This window comes from Glutamicibacter sp. MOO4 (assembly GCF_056934395.1).
Map to the genome: position 1 here is coordinate 311,011 of NZ_CM167800.1, position 20,492 is coordinate 331,502.

Annotated in this window: 16 protein-coding genes; 5 read left to right on the forward strand and 11 right to left on the reverse strand. The window is 55.6% G+C overall.

Going from position 1 to position 20,492, the window contains the following annotated elements; translation table 11 throughout:
* Positions 1–22 precede the first annotated feature (22 nt).
* Positions 23–1,720, reverse strand: a complete 1,698-nt coding sequence (locus AC1Z3F_RS01405) for a phospho-sugar mutase (RefSeq protein ID WP_483566928.1) — start codon at positions 1,718–1,720, stop codon at positions 23–25.
* Positions 1,721–1,805: 85 nt separating this feature from the next.
* A complete protein-coding gene (locus AC1Z3F_RS01410) occupies positions 1,806–2,615 on the reverse strand; it encodes a purine-nucleoside phosphorylase (protein ID WP_444612883.1) in 810 nt (269 codons plus the stop codon).
* A 123-nt stretch (positions 2,616–2,738) separates the two neighbouring features.
* Between AC1Z3F_RS01410 and AC1Z3F_RS01415 the strand changes: the two genes are divergently transcribed.
* From AC1Z3F_RS01415 to AC1Z3F_RS01425, 3 genes are all read left to right on the forward strand, one after another.
* The gene (locus AC1Z3F_RS01415) at positions 2,739–4,142 is read left to right on the forward strand and encodes an NAD(P)H-quinone dehydrogenase (RefSeq protein WP_131090134.1); all 1,404 of its coding nucleotides are present in this window, start codon (positions 2,739–2,741) and stop codon (positions 4,140–4,142) included.
* Between the two features lie 332 nt (positions 4,143–4,474).
* The gene (locus AC1Z3F_RS01420) at positions 4,475–5,863 is read left to right on the forward strand and encodes an MFS transporter (RefSeq protein WP_131090133.1); all 1,389 of its coding nucleotides are present in this window, start codon (positions 4,475–4,477) and stop codon (positions 5,861–5,863) included.
* Between the two features lie 146 nt (positions 5,864–6,009).
* Positions 6,010–6,750 carry an SDR family oxidoreductase gene (locus AC1Z3F_RS01425; RefSeq protein WP_483566394.1) on the forward strand — a complete coding sequence of 247 codons (741 nt, stop codon included), beginning with the start codon at positions 6,010–6,012 and terminating at the stop codon, positions 6,748–6,750.
* Positions 6,751–6,832: 82 nt separating this feature from the next.
* Here the strand turns inward: AC1Z3F_RS01425 and AC1Z3F_RS01430 are convergent, their stop codons facing one another.
* The gene (locus AC1Z3F_RS01430) at positions 6,833–8,614 is read right to left on the reverse strand and encodes an acetyl/propionyl/methylcrotonyl-CoA carboxylase subunit alpha (protein ID WP_483566395.1); all 1,782 of its coding nucleotides are present in this window, start codon (positions 8,612–8,614) and stop codon (positions 6,833–6,835) included.
* Between the two features lie 268 nt (positions 8,615–8,882).
* Entirely contained in the window at positions 8,883–9,401 is a 519-nt protein-coding gene (locus tag AC1Z3F_RS01435) for a CGNR zinc finger domain-containing protein (RefSeq protein WP_444612885.1), read from the reverse strand.
* A gap of 25 nt (positions 9,402–9,426) precedes the next feature.
* Between AC1Z3F_RS01435 and AC1Z3F_RS01440 the strand changes: the two genes are divergently transcribed.
* On the forward strand, positions 9,427–9,630 hold the full coding sequence (locus tag AC1Z3F_RS01440; RefSeq protein WP_483566396.1) for a hypothetical protein: 204 nt from the start codon (positions 9,427–9,429) through the stop codon (positions 9,628–9,630).
* A 31-nt stretch (positions 9,631–9,661) separates the two neighbouring features.
* Here AC1Z3F_RS01440 and AC1Z3F_RS01445 read toward each other — a convergent pair whose 3' ends face one another.
* From AC1Z3F_RS01445 to AC1Z3F_RS01460, 4 genes are all read right to left on the reverse strand, one after another.
* The gene (locus AC1Z3F_RS01445; RefSeq protein WP_483566397.1) at positions 9,662–10,303 is read right to left on the reverse strand and encodes a Maf family protein; all 642 of its coding nucleotides are present in this window, start codon (positions 10,301–10,303) and stop codon (positions 9,662–9,664) included.
* The gene (locus tag AC1Z3F_RS01450) at positions 10,300–13,803 is read right to left on the reverse strand and encodes an MMPL family transporter (RefSeq protein ID WP_483566398.1); all 3,504 of its coding nucleotides are present in this window, start codon (positions 13,801–13,803) and stop codon (positions 10,300–10,302) included. The genes AC1Z3F_RS01445 and AC1Z3F_RS01450 overlap by 4 nt, the downstream gene beginning before the upstream one ends.
* A 4-nt stretch (positions 13,804–13,807) precedes the next feature.
* Complete coding sequence (locus AC1Z3F_RS01455) at positions 13,808–14,479, reverse strand: TetR/AcrR family transcriptional regulator (RefSeq protein WP_483566399.1); 672 nt, start codon at positions 14,477–14,479, stop codon at positions 13,808–13,810.
* Between the two features lie 121 nt (positions 14,480–14,600).
* Positions 14,601–15,980 carry a dicarboxylate/amino acid:cation symporter gene (locus AC1Z3F_RS01460; protein WP_483566400.1) on the reverse strand — a complete coding sequence of 460 codons (1,380 nt, stop codon included), beginning with the start codon at positions 15,978–15,980 and terminating at the stop codon, positions 14,601–14,603.
* Positions 15,981–16,302: 322 nt separating this feature from the next.
* Here AC1Z3F_RS01460 and AC1Z3F_RS01465 point away from each other — a divergent pair, with 322 nt between their 5' ends.
* Positions 16,303–16,692: a VOC family protein gene (locus AC1Z3F_RS01465; RefSeq protein WP_131090124.1), complete on the forward strand. Its 390-nt coding sequence runs from the start codon at positions 16,303–16,305 to the stop codon at positions 16,690–16,692.
* 49 nt (positions 16,693–16,741) lie between these two features.
* On the opposite strand, the gene AC1Z3F_RS01470 is transcribed toward AC1Z3F_RS01465, so the two are convergent.
* The 3 genes from AC1Z3F_RS01470 to AC1Z3F_RS01480 form a co-directional block, all read right to left on the reverse strand.
* Positions 16,742–18,409, reverse strand: coding sequence for a DUF885 domain-containing protein (locus AC1Z3F_RS01470; protein WP_131090123.1), 1,668 nt, complete (start codon positions 18,407–18,409; stop codon positions 16,742–16,744).
* 197 nt (positions 18,410–18,606) lie between these two features.
* Positions 18,607–18,828, reverse strand: a complete 222-nt coding sequence (locus AC1Z3F_RS01475) for an acyl-CoA carboxylase subunit epsilon (protein ID WP_483566402.1) — start codon at positions 18,826–18,828, stop codon at positions 18,607–18,609.
* A 43-nt stretch (positions 18,829–18,871) separates the two neighbouring features.
* Positions 18,872–20,482 carry an acyl-CoA carboxylase subunit beta gene (locus AC1Z3F_RS01480; RefSeq protein WP_131090121.1) on the reverse strand — a complete coding sequence of 537 codons (1,611 nt, stop codon included), beginning with the start codon at positions 20,480–20,482 and terminating at the stop codon, positions 18,872–18,874.
* Positions 20,483–20,492: the final 10 nt, after the last annotated feature.

Sequence of the window (20,492 nt, forward strand, 5' to 3'; positions counted from 1 at the left end):
TGAAAGTCTTGAAGGGGTAAGCCTAGTTGGCATTTAGGTATGCTGCCAATTCCTGCTTGATGGTTTGGACCTGAGCGGTGGCGCGTTCACGTGCAGCAGGAACCTGTTCCAGCTGGTCAACCGGTTCAATGGTTTCCAAGTAGCACTTGAGTTTTGGTTCGGTGCCCGAAGGACGAACGATGATGCGTGCGCCGGAGAAGGTGTGCAAAACAATGGCGTTGGTTGCCGGCAGCTTATCTGTTCCCTTGGACAGATCCGTGACCTCAGAAACTTCCGAACCACCTAGGGACTCAGGAGCGTTCTGACGGAAGCGATCCATCAACACAGGGATCTGCGCCAGGTCCGTGAAACGCAAAGACAATTGGTCGGTGACGTGCACACCATGACGGGCAGCTAGCTCATCAAGGCGGGCCGATATTGTGCTGCCCTCATCGTTGAGCTGGGCAGCTAGGTCGGCCAATGCGATACCGGCAGAGATTCCATCTTTGTCGCGGACAAGATCTGGAGCGACGCAGTAGCCCAGTGCTTCTTCATAACCAAAACCAAGGTCTTCAACTCGTGAGATCCACTTAAAACCGGTCAAGGTTTCCTCATGCTCACGCCCCGCGTCCTTGGCAATAGCTGCCAGCATCCGGGAGGAAACGATGGAATTAGCCAGCTTTTTGCCCTCGGGCAAAGTCTTTGAAATTTGGTCACCCAAAAGCCAACCGACTTCATCACCGCGCAGCATACGCCACGTATCCCCAACGATGATCGCTGCTGCGCAGCGGTCAGCATCCGGGTCATTGGCGATTACTAGATCCGCGTTCACCTCACGAGCCAAGGCCAAAGATAAATCAATGGCTCCTGGTTCTTCAGGGTTTGGGAACTTTACGGTTGGGAAGAGTGGATCTGGACGCTCTTGTTCGACAACCATGTGAACGTCGCTAAAACCGGCATTGATCAATGCCTGTTTCATGGTGTGCCCACCAACCCCATGCATGGCAGAAACAACAACGCGCAGGTTCTTGCGGGACGATCCTTCGGGCTGATCTTCTGGGATCACCGGATGAATCGCGGCCAAGTAGGCTGCCTCAATATCACCCTCAGTGCCAAGCGCGGGAAGTACTTCCCAACCAGAGTTCGCCAGCTCAATCTGTGCAACTGGCTGTTGGTGATCAATTAAGGCGGCAATCTGAGCATCAATAGGGGAGACAATCTGCGCGCCACGACCCGAATCATCGGTAATCCGCCCGCCAACGTAGACCTTGTAACCGTTATCGCGTGGTGGGTTATGACTTGCCGTGACCATGACCCCTGCTTCAGCAGCAAATTCACGCACTGCCCACGCCAAGACGGGTGTTGGCAGTGGGGAAGGCATCAGCAATACCTCGAAGCCGGCGGCGGCGAACACACCGGCTGAGTCCTTGGCAAAAACATCAGAGTTAAATCGAGCGTCAAAGCCGATCACAACTTTGGGGGTATAGGCAGATGCTGCCTTCTCTTTGAGGAATCGAGCGATACCTGCGGCGGTACGCAAAACTACAACGCGGTTCATGCGCATTGGACCGGCACCCAGTTCAGCGCGCAGCCCGGCCGTGCCAAATTCGAGCACACCAGAAAAACGGTCAGCGATGTCCTCGAAGGCCAACGCGTCACCTTCGGTGACCCGCTCGATGAGCAAGTTCAACTCTTCTTGAGTCTCGGCGTCCGGATCTTGGGCCGCCCATTTGCTGGCCATATCGAGCAGCTCGATCTTATCTGTATGATTCACTGATTTCCCTTTGAGAAAAACACCATTATTTGCCTATACCGCCCGGAAAAACTTAGAGCTTGGCGATGATCTGGGCTAGAAGTTTGGAGATGCGCGGGCCAGCAGCCTGGCCAGCTTCGATGACTTCTTCATGGCTCAGTGGAACTGGGCTAATGCCAGCGGCCAGGTTCGTCACCAATGACATTCCAAAGATCTCCATGCCGGCGTGGCGTGCGGCAATCGCTTCCAGCGCGGTGGACATGCCAACCAAATCTGCACCAATAGTTTTGGCGTACTGCACCTCGGCTGGGGTTTCGTAGTGTGGGCCGGTGAACTGCGCGTACACGCCTTCATCCAGGCTTGAATCTACTTCGCGAGCGATTTCACGAATGCGTGAAGAATAAAGATCGGTCAGATCAACAAAGGTGGCGCCTTCCAACGGGGAAGTGGCCGTGAGGTTGATGTGATCGGAGATCATCACTGGGGTGCCTGGGGTCCAGTTCTCATTCAGGCCACCGCAACCGTTGGTCAGTACCAGGGTTTCGCATCCTGCGGCTGCAGCGGTGCGGATTGGGTGGACGACCGAGCGTACGCCGCGTCCTTCGTAGTAGTGGGTGCGTGCGCCCAGTACGAGCACTCGCTTTCCGGTGGAGGTCAGGATCGAGGAGATGCTGCCCTTGTGGCCTGGGACGGCCGAGGCGTGGAAGCCTGGAATCGTGGTGGCGTCCAAGGTGTGGGTGGTTTCGCCGATCAATTCGGCGGCCTGGCCCCATCCGGAGCCCAGCACTAGCGCGATGTCGTGTTTTTCGACGTTGGTCTGCTCAGCGATTACCTGTGCAGCCTGCGCTGCTAGAGCCTGTGGGTCATTATGCGTATCAGTCACGGGCAATACGCTACCGGTAGCGGGGCTATTTGTCAGGTGAAGCTAGTGCTTCAGAATCAATATCACGTCCAAAATCTGGCTTTCGATGTGCGCATTGAACGCACATGGTGAACAATAGAAATTGTGAGCGCAGACAGTAGTAGTGAAGCAACCCGTTTAGTAATTCTCGGCGGAGGACCTGGTGGCTATGAAGCTGCCATCGGAGCAGCCCAAATGGGCGCCAACGTCACCGTTGTAGAACGTGCCGGCATGGGCGGTTCGGCAGTGCTGACCGATGTCGTCCCATCCAAGACCCTAATTGCTACCGCCGACGCTGTGCGCCGCGTAAAGCAAGCTGAAGCATTCGGAGTCCACGTTGAAGGACTCGACTCAGCGGTTACCGACTTCTCGGTAGTCAACCACCGACTCTTGGCCTTGGCCAAAGAGCAGTCCTCGGACATTCGCAACACCCTAGAACGTGGTGGCGTGCGCATTGTGATTGGTGAAGGTCGTCTTCTCGACGCGAACACCGTCGCTGTGGCTCACCCGGATGGAACCGAGCAGAACATCGATGCTGACGCCATTCTTCTGGCCGTCGGTGCCCACCCACGCGAATTGCCTACGGCTAAGCCAGATGGCGAACGCATTTTTAACTGGACCCAGATCTACAACATGAACGAGGTGCCAGAGCACCTGATCGTGATCGGTTCTGGTGTCACCGGCGCTGAGTTCGCTTCCGCCTACAAGTTGCTAGGCGCCAAGGTCACCTTGGTGTCCTCGCGTGACCGAGTCCTTCCGGGCGAGGACGCAGACGCAGCGGCAGTGCTGGAAGATGCCTTCAAGGAAAACGGCGTTAACGTTGTTTCCCAGGCTCGCGCCGAAGGCGTAGAGCGCAAGGGCGACAAGGTCTTTGTCACCTTGGCCGATGGCCGTGTACTTGAAGGAAGCCACTGCCTCGTTGCAGTTGGCGGCATCCCCAACACCGCAAACCTCGGTCTGGAAGAGGCTGGCGTACAGCTCAGCGAATCTGGACACATCAAGGTCGACGGTGTTTCGCGTACTACCGCAACCAACATCTACGCCACCGGTGACTGCACCGGCGTCTTCGCACTAGCATCGGTAGCTGCGATGCAGGGCCGTATTGCCGTAGCTCACCTTCTTGGCGACACGGTGAAGCCGCTGAACTTGGATTTGGTTGCCTCGAACGTTTTCACTTCCCCAGAAATCGCTACCGTTGGTGTCACCCAGCGCGCAGTAGCTGAGGGCAAGTACCAGGCGAACATCATCAAGGTGGACTTGAACACCAACGCTCGCGCCAAGATGATGAACGTGGAGCACGGCTTTGTGAAGATCGTTTCGCGCAAGGGCTCAGGCACCGTCATTGGCGGTGTGGTGGTAGCACCGCGAGCTAGTGAACTGATTTACTCGCTGGCCTTGGCAGTTCAGAACGGCCTGCACGTTGATGACGTGGCAGAGACCTTCACGGTCTACCCATCCTTGTCCGGTTCGTTGGGCGAGGCGGCACGTCGCCTTCACCGACACCTCTAAACACCGGTTAGCATCCAAGAACGGCAGCTGAGTTTTCACAACTCAGCTGCCGTTCTTGTGTTGTTTAAGGGGAGTCGCAAGTAATAGTGATTGCTTTCACCTTGACCCTGCCTTCAGCGGAAGAAAACTTTTCTTTTTGCTAGTCATATCTCATTATATGAACGGCGAAATTCGGCTATTTCCCCGGGAAGTAAGAGGGTAGTGAACGTCAGGTGGGGATTTAGTGTCCAAATAATGGACATCAATATCCGAATACTGGGCAGCGAGGCTTAAGATTGTGACATTCGTAAATGACCGACCAACTCGTACTTTCACTCTAAGGAGCAGCCTCAATGTCGCAGGCTAACCAGACAGTGGTGCCCAAGGGGAACTCACGCGGACGCGTGCTATTCGCCAGCATGATTGGCACTACAGTCGAATTCTTCGATTTCTACGCCTACGCCACCGCGTCGGTGCTCGTGTTCCCAGCACTGTTCTTCCCGAACGCCACCGCAATCAACGCGATCCTTTCTTCGTTCGCGATTTTCGGTGTTGCCTTCCTGGCCCGTCCATTGGGATCGATTGTCTTCGGTCACTACGGCGACAAGCTGGGACGTAAAGGCACCTTAGTTGCCTCGCTGCTGCTCATGGGTATTGCGACATTCCTGATTGGCTTCCTGCCGCCAGCTGCCGGTCACTGGACCATCTTGGCGCCGCTAGCTTTGGTCATCCTGCGCTTTGCACAGGGCTTGGCCTTGGGTGGTGAGTGGTCCGGTGCAGCACTGCTGGCCACAGAAAATGCTCCAAAGAACAAGCGTGCCATCTACGGCACGTTCCCACAGCTGGGCGCACCAATCGGTTTCATCATTGCCAACCTGATCTTTGTGGCTCTGCAGACCTGGAGCACCCCAGAGCAGTTCCAAGCATGGGGCTGGCGTATTCCGTTCTTCTTCTCGGCTGTTATGGTTCTCATCGGTTTGTGGGTTCGCCTCAAGCTGGTTGAGTCCGCTTCCTTCCAGAAGGTTCTGGATCAGAAGAAGGTTGTAAAGTCGCCATTCGCGGTGACCATGAAGAAGCACTGGCGTCCAACCTTGGCTGGTACCTTCATCATGCTGGCAACCTACGTGCTGTTCTACCTGATGACTTCCTTCACCCTGACCTATGGCACCCAGCCCGCTACCGTTGAGACGGCTTCTGCGGCTGCTGCAGCCAAGGGCAAAGCCTTTGACGCAGCCGGATTTGTTCCAGGCTTGGGCATTGAACGTCCAACCTTCCTGACCATGCTGATCATCGGTGTTGTCTTCTTCGGTATCTTCACCGTTGTCTCCGGCCCACTGGCTGAGAAGTTCGGCCGTCGTAAGTTCCTGATGTGGGTTTCTACCGGCATCTTGGTCTTCGGCCTTGCCTGGACCTTGTTCTTCGGTCCAGGTCAGGCAGCCGCTATGGCAGGCTTGATTGTTGGTTTCGCGCTGATGGGCATGACCTTTGGCCCAATGGCTTCCTACCTGCCTGAGCTCTTCCCTTCCAACGTTCGCTACACCGGCTCTGCGGTTGCCTACAACATGTCCTCGGTGATCGGCGCTGCTCCTGCATCATTTGTTGCAGTAGCCCTGTGGAAGGCCGGAGACGGCAACACCGTTGGTGTTGGTATCTACCTCTCAATTGCCGCAGTACTGACCTTGATTGCCTTGTTCCTCACCCGAGACACTTCGGATGTTGACATGGAAGAATTCATTGAATAATTGAACTGCGCTTCACGCCTAAGGCCTGCACAAACACCACATGATGGTGTTTGGGCAGGCCTTAGTTCGTTGTTTCCGTTCGTTGCATCCGTACATAGATGTGCGAGCATGGGAACACAGTCACTGTGGATCAAAAAGGAGCAGTCATGCGCGTTGCAGTTGCCGGAGGCACCGGAATGTTAGGACGCCAAGTCGTTGAAGTACTCAGAACTCTTGGTCATGAGCCGCTGGTTCTTTCACGTTCCTCAGGATGCGACCTGACTAACCAGAACTCCGTACGGCAGTGGCTGACCGACTGCGAATCGGTCATTGACGTCTCTGGCTCCGCGACCACCAGCGCATCAGCTTCGATGCGTTATTTCACCCAGTCCACCGCGAACCTGGTCAGCGCCGGACGCGAGGCCGGGGTGCAGAACCACGTGGCTCTGTCCATCATCGGTGCTGCAGCTATCGACTCCGGCTACTATGCCGGCAAAGCTGCCCAAGAACGTATGCTGCAAATGCTGGACGGCGGATACACGTTGTTGCGCACCACTCAGTTCCATGAATTTGTGGGTCAAAACATCACTCGCCTTGGCGCAGGCCCCGTGCAAATGGCCCCAAAAATGCGTCTCCAGCCGATTGCCGGCAGTGAAGTAGCGATCGCGCTAGCCGAGCTGGCGTTGGTTCCTGCTCAGGGTGTGGTCCAGGATCTGGCCGGACCGCAAGAAGAGAGCATGCCGGATCTTTTTGCCCAGTACCTTGCACACCAAGGCAAATCACCAAAGATCGTTGAAGTCCCGGTTCCCGGTGCCATGGGTAAAGCGATGCGTACTGGCGGAATCCTGCCTGGTAGCTCTGCCCGGCTAGGACAAGTGAACTTCACCGATTGGCTTGCTGCCCAGTAGCCATACAGGAAAGTTAAACACCGGTGGGGGTTCTTTCAAGGAAAATACCTTAAAAGAACCCCCACCAGTTTTGCGAAAGAAACTAGCTTGCGTCACCAATCGAAGCGATCACAGCACCGGAAGACAAGGTCTCGCCGGGAGCTACCTCTAGGCCACTAACCACACCATCGCGGTGCGCGGTGATCGGCTGTTCCATCTTCATGGCTTCAAGCACCACGATCAGATCGCCCTGAGCTACCTCTGCGCCATTTTCAACGGCGACCTTCACGATCGTTCCCTGCATAGGGGAGCGCAGCTCAGCGCTGTTGGCACTGGAGCCAGCAGCTGCCTTACGGCTGGACTTGCGCTTCTTCTTAGCTCCGCCTTGATCGGCGCTGCCGGCAGAGATTGAGCCAAGCGAGGAAGGAAGGGTCACTTCTAAGCGCTTTCCGTCAACCTCAACGGTGACGCTGGTGCGCTGCGAATCTTCAGCTTCCTCTGGCGCCCCTGGCATTGGGTGCGGTTCAATGGCGGTGGCAAATTCGGTCTCGATCCAGCGGGTGTGAACCGTGAAAGCACCTTGTGTAGGAACAAATGCTGGGTCGCTCATCACTGCACGGTGGAATGGAAGAACTGTAGCCATGCCATCAATCTGGAATTCCTCCAGTGCGCGACGGGCACGTGCTGCAGCAATTTCACGGGTGCCGCCGGTGACGATGAGCTTAGCGATCATCGAGTCGAAGTTACCGGAGACACTTTCGCCCTGCTCGATACCCGAGTCAACACGCACGCCAGGACCCGAGGGCAGGTTCATCTTGGAGATGGTGCCCGGGGTAGGCATGAAGTTGCGGCCAGCGTCTTCACCGTTGATGCGGAATTCGAAGGAGTGGCCACGAACTTCTGGATCGGTGTAGCCCAGCTCTTCGCCACGGGCGATGCGGAACTGTTCGCGAACCAAATCCAGTCCGGTCACTTCCTCGGAGACTGGGTGCTCTACCTGTAGGCGGGTATTGACCTCCAAGAAGGAGATCACGCCGTCCTGGCCTACCAAGAACTCGCAGGTTCCAGCGCCGGTGTACTTAGCTTCACGCAAGATCGCTTTGGACGCTTCGTAGAGTCGGGTGATCTGATCTTCGCTCAAGTATGGTGCCGGGGCCTCTTCAACCAGCTTCTGGTTGCGGCGCTGCAGTGAGCAGTCGCGGGTGGAGACAACAACAACGTTGCCGTGCACGTCGGCCAAGCACTGAGTTTCTACGTGGCGCGGTGCGTCCAGGAAGCGTTCGATGAAGCATTCGCCGCGGCCGAAGGCTGCGACGGCTTCGCGAACTGCAGAGTCATAAAGCTCGCCAATTTCCTCGCGGTTGCGAACCACCTTGATACCGCGTCCGCCGCCACCGTAGGCAGCCTTGATGGCTAGTGGCAGACCGTGCTCATCGGCGAAGGCGTAGACCTCGTCAGCTGAAGCGACAGGATCTTTGGTACCTGGTACCAGCGGAGCGCCAACCTTCTCAGCGATGTGGCGGGCCTTGACCTTGTCACCGAGCTGATCGATGGAATCTGGCGAAGGCCCGATCCAGGTCAGGCCGGCGTCGATAACTGCCTGAGCGAATTCCGCGTTCTCCGACAAGAAGCCGTAACCCGGGTGGATAGCGTCCGCGCCGGAGCGTTCGGCAGCGTCCAAGATCTTCTCAATGCGAAGGTATGACTCGGCAGCGGTGATGCCGCCCAGCGCGTAGGCTTCATCAGCCAAACGCACATGCAGTGCATCGCGGTCGGAGTCGGCGTAGACCGCTACGGACTCGATTCCTTCATCGCGTGCGGCACGGATAATGCGCACTGCAATCTCGCCGCGGTTGGCGATTAGCACCTTCGTCAATTGATTCATCGTGAACCTGTCTTCAAAAAATAGGGTTTCTCATCTAGGAGCCTATCGTTTTTGTGGGAACTATATGTAGTTAACCCGCCAAACCCGGGTGTTTGAGATGAAACTTTGGAGGAATCCTACAAATATTAGGTCTCTGAAAGGCTGTTCAGCGGAGCTGAGCAGAACCAGCGGGGTAGGCGCGGCTGAACGTGAGGGGACGTAGGAGGAACTACAAGTGAAAGCTTGATTGCTGTCCGGGATGTCCGCGTGGGCTTTTGCCGATGAACCTTTAGGCCTGACGCACGCGGTGGCGACGGACCGCAGCTCGATTGGCGCAGCGCACCGAGCAGTAACGCTGTCGTCCATTGCGCGTTACATCCACAACCACCTGGGTGCAGGGTTCGGCTTCGCATCGACGCAATCGGTGCATGCCGCGGGTGCTCAGATGCAGGGCCGTTCCCACCGCAATGACCGACCGCAGTACCAGTGGCATATTCTGCCCGTTATCGCGATAGTGCAGATGCCACCCTTCTCCATCGTGATTGACCATGCGTGGATACGCGGAAGCTTGGGCCATCTGCAGATTTAATAGCTCAGCACGTTCTTCATCCGAAGTCGCATCAACGATGCGCAACCAGTCATCAATCATGGCGCGCGTTTGACTATGGTCGGCACTGCGCCGCGGAAAAGGCATGGTCATGCCGACCTCGCGAGTGCGCGCTTCGATCTCATCGCGGTTTTCCGGCCAGTTATTTGCCAAGGAAGCAGCGAGTAAAACCGCATACTCTCCGTAAGGGTTGAGTTGCATAAGGACATTACATCATGCTGATTCTATGACCACAACGAACTACAGCCCCAGCATTGATCAACGATCCTCAACGACCAGCCATGAGCACTTCTGGGAAGTGCAATCTAGTCACCAGACCTCCCAGGGGATTGTGCAATACCTACAGTGCCACGACTGCCGCACGCACCAGGTGCGCCAGTTTGGTTTGAGCGCGCAGACAACTTTGGCCAGCAAAGAACTACGCGCCTAGGAGCAGTGCTCCTAGGCGCGTGATTCGGTGATTATTTCCAAAGATCTATGATGCTGATTCCGGCTTGAGTCAAAAGCTTGCGTAGAACAAATACGTCCACACCGACAACGTTCTGGAAGTTGCCCTCGATGGATTCGATAAAGGCTGCGGCCAGTCCGTCGATGGTGAAGGCTCCGGCGCAAGGTAGTGGCTCACCACTGGCCACGTAAGCCTGGATCTCCGCCTCACTGACCGTGGAAAAATGCACGACCGTCGAGGAGACTTCTCCAGCAGATTTGCTTGGATCATTTGGATCAATCAGCCAATGACCAGAATGCAGAATTCCGGTGGAACCGCTTAGTTGCTGCCACCGTTCACGCGCAACCTGTTCAGTGTGCGGTTTGCCGTAGGCTACACCGTTCAGTTCAAAGACCGAGTCGCAGCCAAGCACCACGGTGCCTTGAGGATGCTGGCCAGCTGCGACATCTTCAGCTTTGGCCTTAGCCAGTAGCTGCGCTGTTTGCGCTGGACTCTGTTGACCGAACTGAGCGACTGCATTGGCTAAAACCGCATCTTCATCCACCTTCGAAACCTGAGTTTCAAATTGCAGACCAGCATCGCTAAGCACTTTCTTGCGTCCCCATGAAGCCGAGGCCAAAACCAGCTGCGCTGTTGATTTATTCAAATCGCTCATACCGAGACATTTTCCTTGGTGTAGTCCTGATCTCGCTCATCATCGTTGCCAGAGTACTCGGACTCAAGCATCTGATTTAACTTAGATCCTTCCACATCAACATCGGGCAGGATCTTGTCCAGCCACTTTGGCAGGTACCAAGCCTTGTCGCCCAGCAAGTGCATCACTGCAGGAATCAAGGTCATGCGGATGATGAAGGCGTCGAAGAGCACTCCGAATGCCAAGGCAAAGCCCAACGGGCGGAGCATGGCCAGATGCGAGAACATAAATCCGGCAAAGACGGAGATCATGATCAACGCTGCCGCGGTAACCACCGGAGCCGCCATCGAGAAGCCGGAACGAACTGCATCCTTGGCTGGCTCACCGTGCGCGTAGCGTTCACGCATGGCCGATACCAAGAACACTTGGTAGTCCATGGCCAAACCAAAGAGGATACCGGTGAGCAGAATCGGCAGGAAGCTGAGCAAGGGACCGGGGACATTGACGTCGAAGATCTTGGAGAACCAACCGAACTGGTAGACCAAGGTGCTCGCGCCAAAGGCCGCTGCCAAAGACAACAGGAAGCCGCCGGTTGCCAAGAGCGGAACCACCACGGAGCGGAAAACCAAGAGCAAGAGAATCAGCGACAGACCAACCACAATGCTCAGGTAAGGAACCAGTGCCGCGGTGACTTTTTCAGACACATCGATCTGAGCGGCCACCTGACCGGTCACCGCGATGCTTGCGCCGGAAGCGTCCGCAATCTTGGTGTGGTCAGCACGTAACTGGTGAACCAGCGCCTCGGTCTGTTCGGAGGAGGGGCCGCCGGTCGGAATGACCTGGATGGCTGCCAAACGGTGGTTATCGGTCATTGTGACCGGAATGGCTGCGACCACTCCGTCGTATTCACGGATCTTGTCAGCCACGTCCAACGACTTGGTCTGCGCATCCCGCTCGTTCAGGTTCTCCGGCAGATCAGCCAGGACCAGCAGGGGACCGTTGTAGCCGGCACCAAATTTATCGCTGGTCTGCTCGAAGGCTTGGAATGCCTGTGAGTCAGCCGGTTCAGCACTGCCATCTGGCAGTGCGGTGCGCATCTGGGACGCAGGCAGGGCGATTGCCCCAAGGAGCACCACAACCAACAGCGTGACTGGAACGGCAAACTTGGTGACGGTGTGAACCCAACGTGCGGACAGTGGCTCCTTGATTTCTGGGTTCTTTACCATCGTCGCGGCCTTGTTGCGGGCACGCTTGGAAACCAGGCGGTGTCCGACCAAGGAGAGCAATGCGGGCAGCAAGGTGATGTTCAACAGTACCGAGCAGAACACGGTGAACGCCGCCGATAGACCCAGCACGGTCAAGAATGGCAAGCCCGGCACTGCCAACGCGGCCAGCGCGATGATCACGGTCAAACCGGCGAACACCACGGCGTTGCCACTGGTGCCAACCGAACGCGCGATGGATTCACCCACCTCCATGCCACCAAGTAATTGCGTGCGGTGACGGTGAATGATGAACAGTGCGTAGTCTATACCCACCGCGAGGCCCAGCATCAAAGCGAGGGCGGGAGTAATCGAGGCCATGTCAATCAGTGAGGAGAAGGCCATGGTGGTACCAACGCCGGCACCCACACCCAGTATTGCTAGTACCAGCGGGAGACCAGCGGCAACAAAGGTGCCCAGCATGACCAGCAGAACGATGGCCGCAATGACCACACCAATGATTTCCGAGGAGCCGAAGACCTCAGACATATCCTGCATGATGTCCTTGGAGAACAGCACCTCAACACCATTGGCCTGCGGGCCAGCGGCGATGGCTTTGATCTGTTCGCGGTCTGCCGGAGTTAATGCATCGGTCTGCACTTTGAAGCTGACCTGGGAGACGGCGGTGCTCTGATCTTCAGAGACAAAACGCATATCCGAATTGGCGCCAACCTGACGTGAAGCGAACTGCAGTTCGGCCTGGCCAGAGGCTAACTCTTTTTCGCCCTTTTCTACGTCTTTTTCGCCTTGTTCAAGCTCGGCAGTTTTTTCCTTAATGGTTTTTTCGCCGGTCTCAAGCTTTGCTTTGGCCGCGGCAAGCTGCGCCGTACCTTCGAGGAACTCGGCCTTCTTCTGGTCGAATTCTTGCTGACCAGCATTCAGCTTGGCCCAACCAGAATCTAGCTGTGCCTGCCCCTGATTCAGCTTGGCTTTGTTAGCTGCAATTTCAGACTTTGCCTTATCCAGCTCGGCCTTTGCATCAGCCAGCTGAGACTTGGCTGCGGCGAGTTGGGGCTTATTGGCGTCCAATTCTTTACGGCCCGAGGTGATCTGCGCTTGGCCATCATCAAGTTTTTTCTTTGCCGCATCAAGCTTGACTAAACCAGCTTCGCCCTGAGCAATCTGGTCCAACGCGGCATTGGCTTCTTCCTTGCCGGCTTGGGCTTGCTTGACCCCTGCTTGCGCGGTGGCCTTGCCCTCTTCAGCTTGCGCCAATCCGGCTTGGAGCTGAGTTAGTGTTTCGGTGTATTGAGCAACGGCTTGTTCATCCTCATCGCTCTTTGCTTGTTCTAGTGCCTTTTCGGTGGCCGAGATCTGCTCGTTGAGCTGTTTGATGGAGGCATCTGCCTGTTCAATACCGGCAGTGGCCTTGGCCAGTCCGTCCTCCGCCTGCGAAAGGCCCGCCTGTGCTTTCTTCTTTCCTGCAGCTAATGAGGCTTCGAATTCGCTTCGTGAAGAGTTGCCTAGAAGCTGCTTTTCTCCGGCTTCATACTGCTGTTCACCGGTAGCCAGCTGCTTTTGTGCGGCGGCAAGTTTGTTTTCTCCCGCGGTGTACTGAGCCTGGCCAGCATCATAAGACTGCTTGCCCGCTTGGTACTTCGCTAGACCGTCGTTGTACTTGGCTTCACCGGCCGCAAGCTTGGACGCTCCGGAGTCGAGTTCGGCTTGTCCGGCATTCAGCTGCGCGCGACTGTCCGCCAGCTTTGTTTCGGCAGCGGTGATCTGAGGTTCGCCATCTTTGATCTTCTTTTCGCCGTCGAAGTACTGTGCCCATCCGGTTTTTAGTTCTTCGCGACCGTCTTCGAGCTGTACCTTGCCGTCAGCAATTTTCTTTTTGGCGTCTTCTAGCTTCTTCTGACCATCAACGAGCTTCTTATTGTTTTTATCAAGTTCAGGCTGGGCATCATCAAGCTTCTTTTGAAGCTCAAAAGGGCTCATCGCGTCAGCAACCTGTGGGTGCAGTGAAAGCTGCTCCAAGGACTCGCCAATGGATTTCTGCTGAGCGGGGCTTAGCTGTTTGCCGGTGCTTTCGCGGAAGACGATCGAGCCAGAGCCGCCGGCCAGATCAGGAAGTTCTTCCTTCATCCGGTCCAGGGTTCGCTGGGTTTCAGTGCCGGGCAAGGTGAAGGTGTTGGAGAGCTGTCCCATGAACAGACTGGCGCAGATTCCGATGAAAATGAACGTTGCTAACCACATGGAAATGACCCGGAAACGGTGCAGATGTGCCCACCGTGCCAGGCGGTAGAGGAATGATGCCATGAGCTTAGATGTCCTTCGAAGTGCTGATGCTGTTCATCGCAGGTGGTGCGAATCCTTGATCCAGTGTGTTCATTGCCTTGGTTACCAATTCGTGGAACTTAACAATGAGCTCAGGAGTGATGTCCATGCTTGCGTTCACATTGGACGGGACGTGTTCCATCCATTCATCAAAGGCGGCTTGGCCAGCGCCCAAAACTGAATGAGTGAGAACACGCAGTGAAAAACTGTCTGCTTGCGGGTAGCGGGCGATGACTTTTGCAAAGAGATCATTGGTTGCCTTTTGCCATTCGCTGACATTGGCCGGCAGGCAACGGCTGTCTTCATCGGCCATGACAAAAGCGCCAAAGTAGGCCACCTGACCCAGAAGCTGAGCAACCTTGTCAGATTTTAGAGCCTGCATAATCGAGTCAAGCAGGGTGAAAGTCTCGGTCGGCTCACTCATGGTTTCCACCGTGACATCTAGCAGCTGATGCAGGGGATAGGAATAGACGGCGTCCACTGTTGAGAAGTAGTTGAACAGCGTGCGCCTGGAAATCCCGGCAGCGTCGGCGATGTCGTTCGCGGTCGGTGCAGTTGAAGATCCTTGATGGAGAAGCTGCGCAACAGCATCCACGATGGCCTGTTTAGTGGCACGTTTGTTTTGTTCTCGGCGAGTGCCGACGCTCAGGGTAGTCACGTAATTACACTACGTGCAAACTTGCACGCTGTGCAACTTCTTTTGGTTTAAAGAGTAGGTGATTAACGACAATGGCGTCCAAGCTCAATTGCTCGGACGCCTTCGCGCTAGTACTCAGAAGCTATTTGGTAGCTACTGGCTCTGCGTTTGTGTTGTTATCCGAAAAGGAATCCTCAGCAAATGGGTTGCCGTTACGCGCAGCGTTGTACATCTCAATATCCAAGATGCCCTCACGTTTAGCCACAATCGTTGGGACCAAGGCTTGGCCAGCAACGTTCAGCGCGGTACGGCCCATGTCAATGATTGGGTCTACGGCCATAAGCAGGCCCACACCGGCAAGTGGCAATCCCAAAGTCGACAGGGTCAGGGTCAACATGACCACAGCGCCGGTAGTACCAGCGGTAGCAGCTGAGCCCAGCACCGAAACAATGGCAATCAAGATGTAGTCCGTGAAGCTCAGATCGATATTGAAGAACTGGGCGACAAATACCGATGCCACAGCTGGGTAAATCGAAGCGCAACCATCCATCTTGGTGGTTGCACCCAGTGGCACGGCGAAGGATGCGTAGCCCGAAGGTACACCGAGGTTTCGTTCGGTGACACGCTGGGTCAAAGGCAAGGTGCCGATTGACGAGCGGGAGACAAAGCCTAACTGCACGGCTGGCCACACGCCAGAGAAGTACTGCTTGACGGATAGGCCATGGCTGCGAACCAAAATTGGGTAGAACGCAAAGAGCACTAGGGCGAGGCCAACATAGATAGCTACGGTGAACTTACCCAGGGCACCAATGGTGTCCCAGCCGTAGGTAGCGACGGCGTTACCGATCAAGCCGACGGTGCCAATCGGGGCAACGCGGATGATCCACCATAAAACCTTCTGGATGATAGCCAGTGCCGAAGCGGAGAAAGTCAGGAATGGTTCGGCAGCTTTACCAACCTTGAGTGCGGCAACACCCACGGCGATGGCAACAACGAGAATCTGCAGCACGTTGAAGCTGACCGAGGTGGTGGCTGCACCATCTGCAATAGTGGTGCTCGCTCCCAAGCCGAGGAAGTTCGATGGCACTAGACCGGTAAGGAAGCCGAGCCAATCGCCGGTTTTGCCTTCGTAGTCTGCTGGGGCGCTCTGGCCGGTGTTGGCGCCTGGCTGGAATACTACGCCCAGGAGCATGCCGATGGTTACGGAGACCAGTGCGGTAATTGCGAACCACAGTAGGGTCTGCCATGCCAAACGTGCGGCGTTGGTGACCTTGGAAAGGTTGGCGATAGACGCCACTACTGCGAAGAAGATCAGGGGGATTACTGCGGTGCGAAGCAAAGAAACGTAGCTTGAGCCAATGATCGAAAGGAATCGACCTAGCCCGTTTGGTTCCTCGGCGGTGCTACCGGTGTACTTTGCAATAAGACCCAGAACGAGACCGACAATCAGTGCTGCAATGATTTGCGGCCCGAAGCTGGTCATCCATTTAGGGAGTTTGGATGATGGTGCGGAGTTAGACATGTCTTTAAGGCTAGGGTGATCGCTAATCTCCGCCACACTCAATATTACGAGGTGTTACAAATAAGTCCTCATTGTGGGTATTGACATACTTTTCGCGGTTTCCAAGCGCTGAAATAAGGGAATTTTCGCCAATATTCCCTCGACTCTCTCACCGACAATTTCTGCGTGTTTGAGGCCGCGGGCACCTCAGCGCTTAGGTGTGAGTTGGATTAGTCAGTCAGTGTGTGGCATACGTCAGGCCTGCGCTCAGGCCTTGAGAAATGCTCACAGTATGGAAAGCTGAGAGTCACTGATATATGGAGCAAAGCTAAGGACTAAGGGAATGCGCGTATACATCACTAGCGTCTTTGTTGATGATCAAGAAAAAGCCAAAGAGTTCTACACAAACATTTTGGGTTTTAAGGTTAAGCATGATGTGCCAGTCGGCCCCTACAGTTGGCTGACCCTTGTCGCACCTGATCAGGAAAATGGGCCCGAGCTTCTGCTGGAGCCTGCGGCCCACAGGGCTGTTGGACCATATCGAGAAGCGCTCAAAGCTGATGGTGTCCCCATCACCTCGTTTGCCGTCGATGATGTTCAAGCCGAATATGAGCGCTTGAGCGACTTGGGTGTGCACTTCACGCAAGGCCCAACGGACGCAGGCACTGTCTTTGTCGCAACTTTCGATGATACTTGCGGAAATCTGATTCAGATATCCAGCTATCAGCCATAAAAAGCTGGGCTCCGAATAATCATTCGGAGCCCTGGCTTTTTGGCAATACTTACTTAAGTAGCGCGCGCTTCAAGGTGTCCAGACCGACTGAGCCCAGCTGTAGAGCTGAGGTGTGGAAGGCCTTGAGAGAGAAGGAATCACCCTCGGTAGCGGCATATTCATCTCGGATCTGTTCCCATAGACGCTGGCCGATCTTGTATGACGGTGCTTGCCCGGGCCATCCGAGGTAGCGGTTGTATTCAAAGTCGAGTTGGCCTTGAGACAGATCCAGATTCTTCTTCAAGAATTCGTAGCCGTTCTCTGCGTTCCAGATGCCTTGGCCCCACTGTGCTGGCACCGGCAAGCCAAGGTGAACTCCGATATCAAAAACAACGCGAGCTGCGCGCAAACGTTGCGCATCAAGCATGCCCATGTAATCGCCCGGATCGTCGAGGTAACCCAATTGATGCATCAGGCGCTCTGAGTAAAGAGCCCAACCTTCACCTTGGCCAGATACCCAGCACATCAACCGGCGCCAGCTATTAAGTGTGGCTGCCTGCATTTGTGCTGTTCCGATTTGCAGGTGATGTCCGGGGACACCTTCGTGGTACACGGTGGTTAGCTCGGCCCACGTGGTGAACTGGTCTTCGCCTGGCGGCACCGACCACCACATGCGACCGGGACGGCTGAAGTCTTCAGACGGTCCGGTGTAGTACACGCCGCCATCTTCAGTAGGCGCAATCATGCACTCAATACGGTCCATGGGAGCCGGAATGTCAAAGTGCTCTTTCGACAAGTCCGCAATAGCCTGGTCCGCTTTGCCCTGCATCCATTCACGCAGTGCGTCGGTACCACTGAGCTTTCGAGCTGGATCCTCATTGAGTACGCGCTTGGCTTCTTCAATGGTGGAACCTGGCTTGATCTGCTGCGCCACACGCTGCTGCTCGGCGATGATGGCGTCGAGTTCGGCCACGCCCCATGCGTAGGTCTCATCCAAGTCAACAGTGGCCCCAAGGAAACGACGCGACATCAGCGAGTAGTATTCACGACCCACCGCATCTTGTTCAGGGGCCTGAGCAAGTAATTCGCTCTCTAGGTATTCTGCCAACCGGCGATAGGCGTCCTTGGCAAGGCTGGCACCATTTGCCAGACGTTCCTCAAGACCAGCGTCGACCTTTTTTCCTGAGGCGGCTAGCTGATCAAAGAAGCCGCCATCCTTGGCGTAATCGATGCACTGGGTGTTGACGATACGAACCTGCCGCTTGGCAGGAACCAGCGAGTTGGATGCCGAGTCCCGCAGTGAAGCAATGTAACCGTCAATTGCAGCCGGAAGATTTTCCAAACGCTGAGCGATGAAAGCAAAATCCTCAGCTGTTTCTTGAGGCATCAAGTCAAAGATGGAGCGGATCTCTTGTGCGGGGCTGGCGATATTGTTCAGTTCCGTGCGCCCGGAGAACAAGATTTCTAATTCCAAACTCAACCGCTCGGTCATCGCGTCGAGGGTGACCTCGTCGATGGCATCAGCGGCAGTTGAATTAGCCAGTGCACTTAAAGTGTCACGTAAAAGTCGAATTTGCCCAGTGGTGCCCAAGGGGGAGTAGTCACCATAGTCGGACTCGTGACCGGCTATACCTAGTGAAACGCCCCATTCAGGGGTGAGCTCAAGGCTCTGGGTGAAGAAGTCTTCAGCAATCTTGTCGATTGCTGAAGGCTCGCGGTGCGAGGAGGATGATGTCATGACGCTAACACTAGTTGATATGAAAGATTTGTTGAAGAGTTTTACATCTGCTTTTTGACTAAAATCATTGATTTCATCTGGGCACGAAGACTGCGAACATGACTTCAATGTCCTCGAGACGCAAAAAACTCAAGGCTTGATGCTCTGAGTAACAGAGCATCAAGCCTTGAGTGATGTTTAGTGCGTGCTGCCAGAAATTACCGGCGCCCGATGGTCCAACCCAAACGAGGAGTCAGCGCACGACGCTTGCGCATCCGCGTTGCCCGCTTTTTCTCAGGAGCTGCCGTCTCACTCTGCTGAGCAGGAGCATTCCCTAGCGCGCACAGCAGTGCAGTGACCGCTGCTAATTCTTCAGCGGTGGGATTGCCCTTGGTCACACGGATCTGCGGAACTGCAGTATTCGCGGCGTCCTGTTCCATTGGCTTGCTCCTTGGTAGTGCTCGAATGTTTGACCGGTGACGCTTACAGCGGGATGTTGCCGTGCTTCTTTGGAGGCAAGACTGCATGCTTCTCGCGGAGCGCTCGCAGTCCTCGAACCAGCTGCACACGAGTATCACTTGGCGCGATAACAGCGTCAACGTAACCGAGTTCGGCAGCCTGGTACGGGTTGAGCAACTCAGCCTCGTAGTCATCAATGATGGCCTTGCGACGAGCTTCGACGTCGCCGCCTTCAGCTTCTACCGCTGCCAAATCGCGACGGTAAAGGATGTTTACCGCACCCTGGGCGCCCATAACGCCAATCTGCGCGGTTGGCCAAGCCAAGTTGAGGTCAGCTCCGAGCTTCTTGGAGCCCATCACGATGTACGCTCCGCCGTAGGCTTTGCGGGTAATGACGGTCAGCTTTGGCACCGTGGCTTCGGCGTAAGCGTAAAGCAACTTGGCGCCGCGGCGAATGATGCCCTGGAATTCTTGATCCTTGCCCGGGAGGAAGCCTGGCACATCCACGAAGGTGAGGATTGGGATATTGAAGGCGTCGCAGTTGCGTACAAAGCGGGCGGCCTTTTCGGAGGCCGCAATATCCAAGGTGCCGGCAAACTGCATTGGCTGGTTAGCCACAATGCCTACGGTGCGACCTTCAATGCGGGCGTAACCGATCATCACGTTTGGTGCGTAGAGTGACTGCATCTCAAAGAAGTGTGCGTCATCCACGATGGACTCGATGATCTTACGCATGTCATAAGGCTGGTTTGCGGAGTCTGGGATCAAGGTATCAAGTCCGAGATCTTCCTCGGAGATTTCCAGATCTTCATCAAATTCTGCGATCAGTGCATCGGCAAGGTTTGAGGAAGGTAGGAAGTCCAGCAGTTCCTTGCAGAATTCCACAGCGTCTTCTTCATCGCTAGCCAAGTAGGTAGCGGTACCGGTGTTGGCGTTGTGCTGACGCGCGCCACCGAGAGTTTCCATGTCGATCTCTTCACCGGTGACGGTCTTGATCACGTCTGGACCGGTGATGAACATGTGGCTGGTCTTGTCGACCATGATCACGTAATCAGTCAAGGCAGGGGAGTAGGCCGCACCGCCAGCTGAAGGGCCCATGATCAAGGAGATCTGAGGTACTACGCCGGAGGCGTGAACGTTATTGCGGAAGATATCAGCGAACATCGCCAACGAGGCTACGCCCTCCTGAATACGAGCGCCACCACCGTCGAGGATGCCCACAACTGGGCAACCGTTGCGCAGCGCAAATTCCTGAACCTTGACGATCTTCTCACCGTTGACCTGCGAGAGCGATCCGCCGTAAACGCTGAAGTCTTGGGAGTAGACGGCAACCAAACGACCGTCAACCGTGCCGTAGCCAGAAACCAGGCCGTCGCCTAGGGGCTTCTTCTTTTCCATTCCGAAGGCGGTGGAACGGTGAACGGCTAGAGCATCAAATTCGACAAAAGAGTCCTCGTCCATGAGCATCTCGATGCGTTCGCGGGCGGTATTCTTGCCACGGGAATGCTGCTTTTCGATAGCTGCCTGGCCGCTAGGTGCCTCGGAGAGTTTCTGGCGGCGGCGGAATTCAGCGAGTTTGCCGGCGGTGGTGGACAGGTCGATCGCTTCGTCTGCCTCGGTTCTGCCCTGCGTCATGCCTTCGACT

What these genes read in the sequence shown, in the direction of transcription:
- AC1Z3F_RS01405 (WP_483566928.1), bottom strand. Translation starts at nt 1,720, where the DNA reads ATGGCCAGCAAATGGGCGGCCCAAGATCCGGACGCCGAGACTCAAGAA.
- AC1Z3F_RS01420 (WP_131090133.1), top strand. Translation starts at nt 4,475, where the DNA reads ATGTCGCAGGCTAACCAGACAGTGGTGCCCAAGGGGAACTCACGCGGA.
- AC1Z3F_RS01425 (WP_483566394.1), top strand. Translation starts at nt 6,010, where the DNA reads ATGCGCGTTGCAGTTGCCGGAGGCACCGGAATGTTAGGACGCCAAGTC.
- AC1Z3F_RS01430 (WP_483566395.1), bottom strand. Translation starts at nt 8,614, where the DNA reads ATGAATCAATTGACGAAGGTGCTAATCGCCAACCGCGGCGAGATTGCA.
- AC1Z3F_RS01435 (WP_444612885.1), bottom strand. Translation starts at nt 9,401, where the DNA reads ATGCAACTCAACCCTTACGGAGAGTATGCGGTTTTACTCGCTGCTTCC.
- AC1Z3F_RS01440 (WP_483566396.1), top strand. Translation starts at nt 9,427, where the DNA reads ATGACCACAACGAACTACAGCCCCAGCATTGATCAACGATCCTCAACG.
- AC1Z3F_RS01445 (WP_483566397.1), bottom strand. Translation starts at nt 10,303, where the DNA reads ATGAGCGATTTGAATAAATCAACAGCGCAGCTGGTTTTGGCCTCGGCT.
- AC1Z3F_RS01450 (WP_483566398.1), bottom strand. Translation starts at nt 13,803, where the DNA reads ATGGCATCATTCCTCTACCGCCTGGCACGGTGGGCACATCTGCACCGT.
- AC1Z3F_RS01460 (WP_483566400.1), bottom strand. Translation starts at nt 15,980, where the DNA reads ATGTCTAACTCCGCACCATCATCCAAACTCCCTAAATGGATGACCAGC.
- AC1Z3F_RS01465 (WP_131090124.1), top strand. Translation starts at nt 16,303, where the DNA reads ATGCGCGTATACATCACTAGCGTCTTTGTTGATGATCAAGAAAAAGCC.
- AC1Z3F_RS01470 (WP_131090123.1), bottom strand. Translation starts at nt 18,409, where the DNA reads ATGACATCATCCTCCTCGCACCGCGAGCCTTCAGCAATCGACAAGATT.
- AC1Z3F_RS01475 (WP_483566402.1), bottom strand. Translation starts at nt 18,828, where the DNA reads ATGGAACAGGACGCCGCGAATACTGCAGTTCCGCAGATCCGTGTGACC.
- AC1Z3F_RS01480 (WP_131090121.1), bottom strand. Translation starts at nt 20,482, where the DNA reads ATGACGCAGGGCAGAACCGAGGCAGACGAAGCGATCGACCTGTCCACC.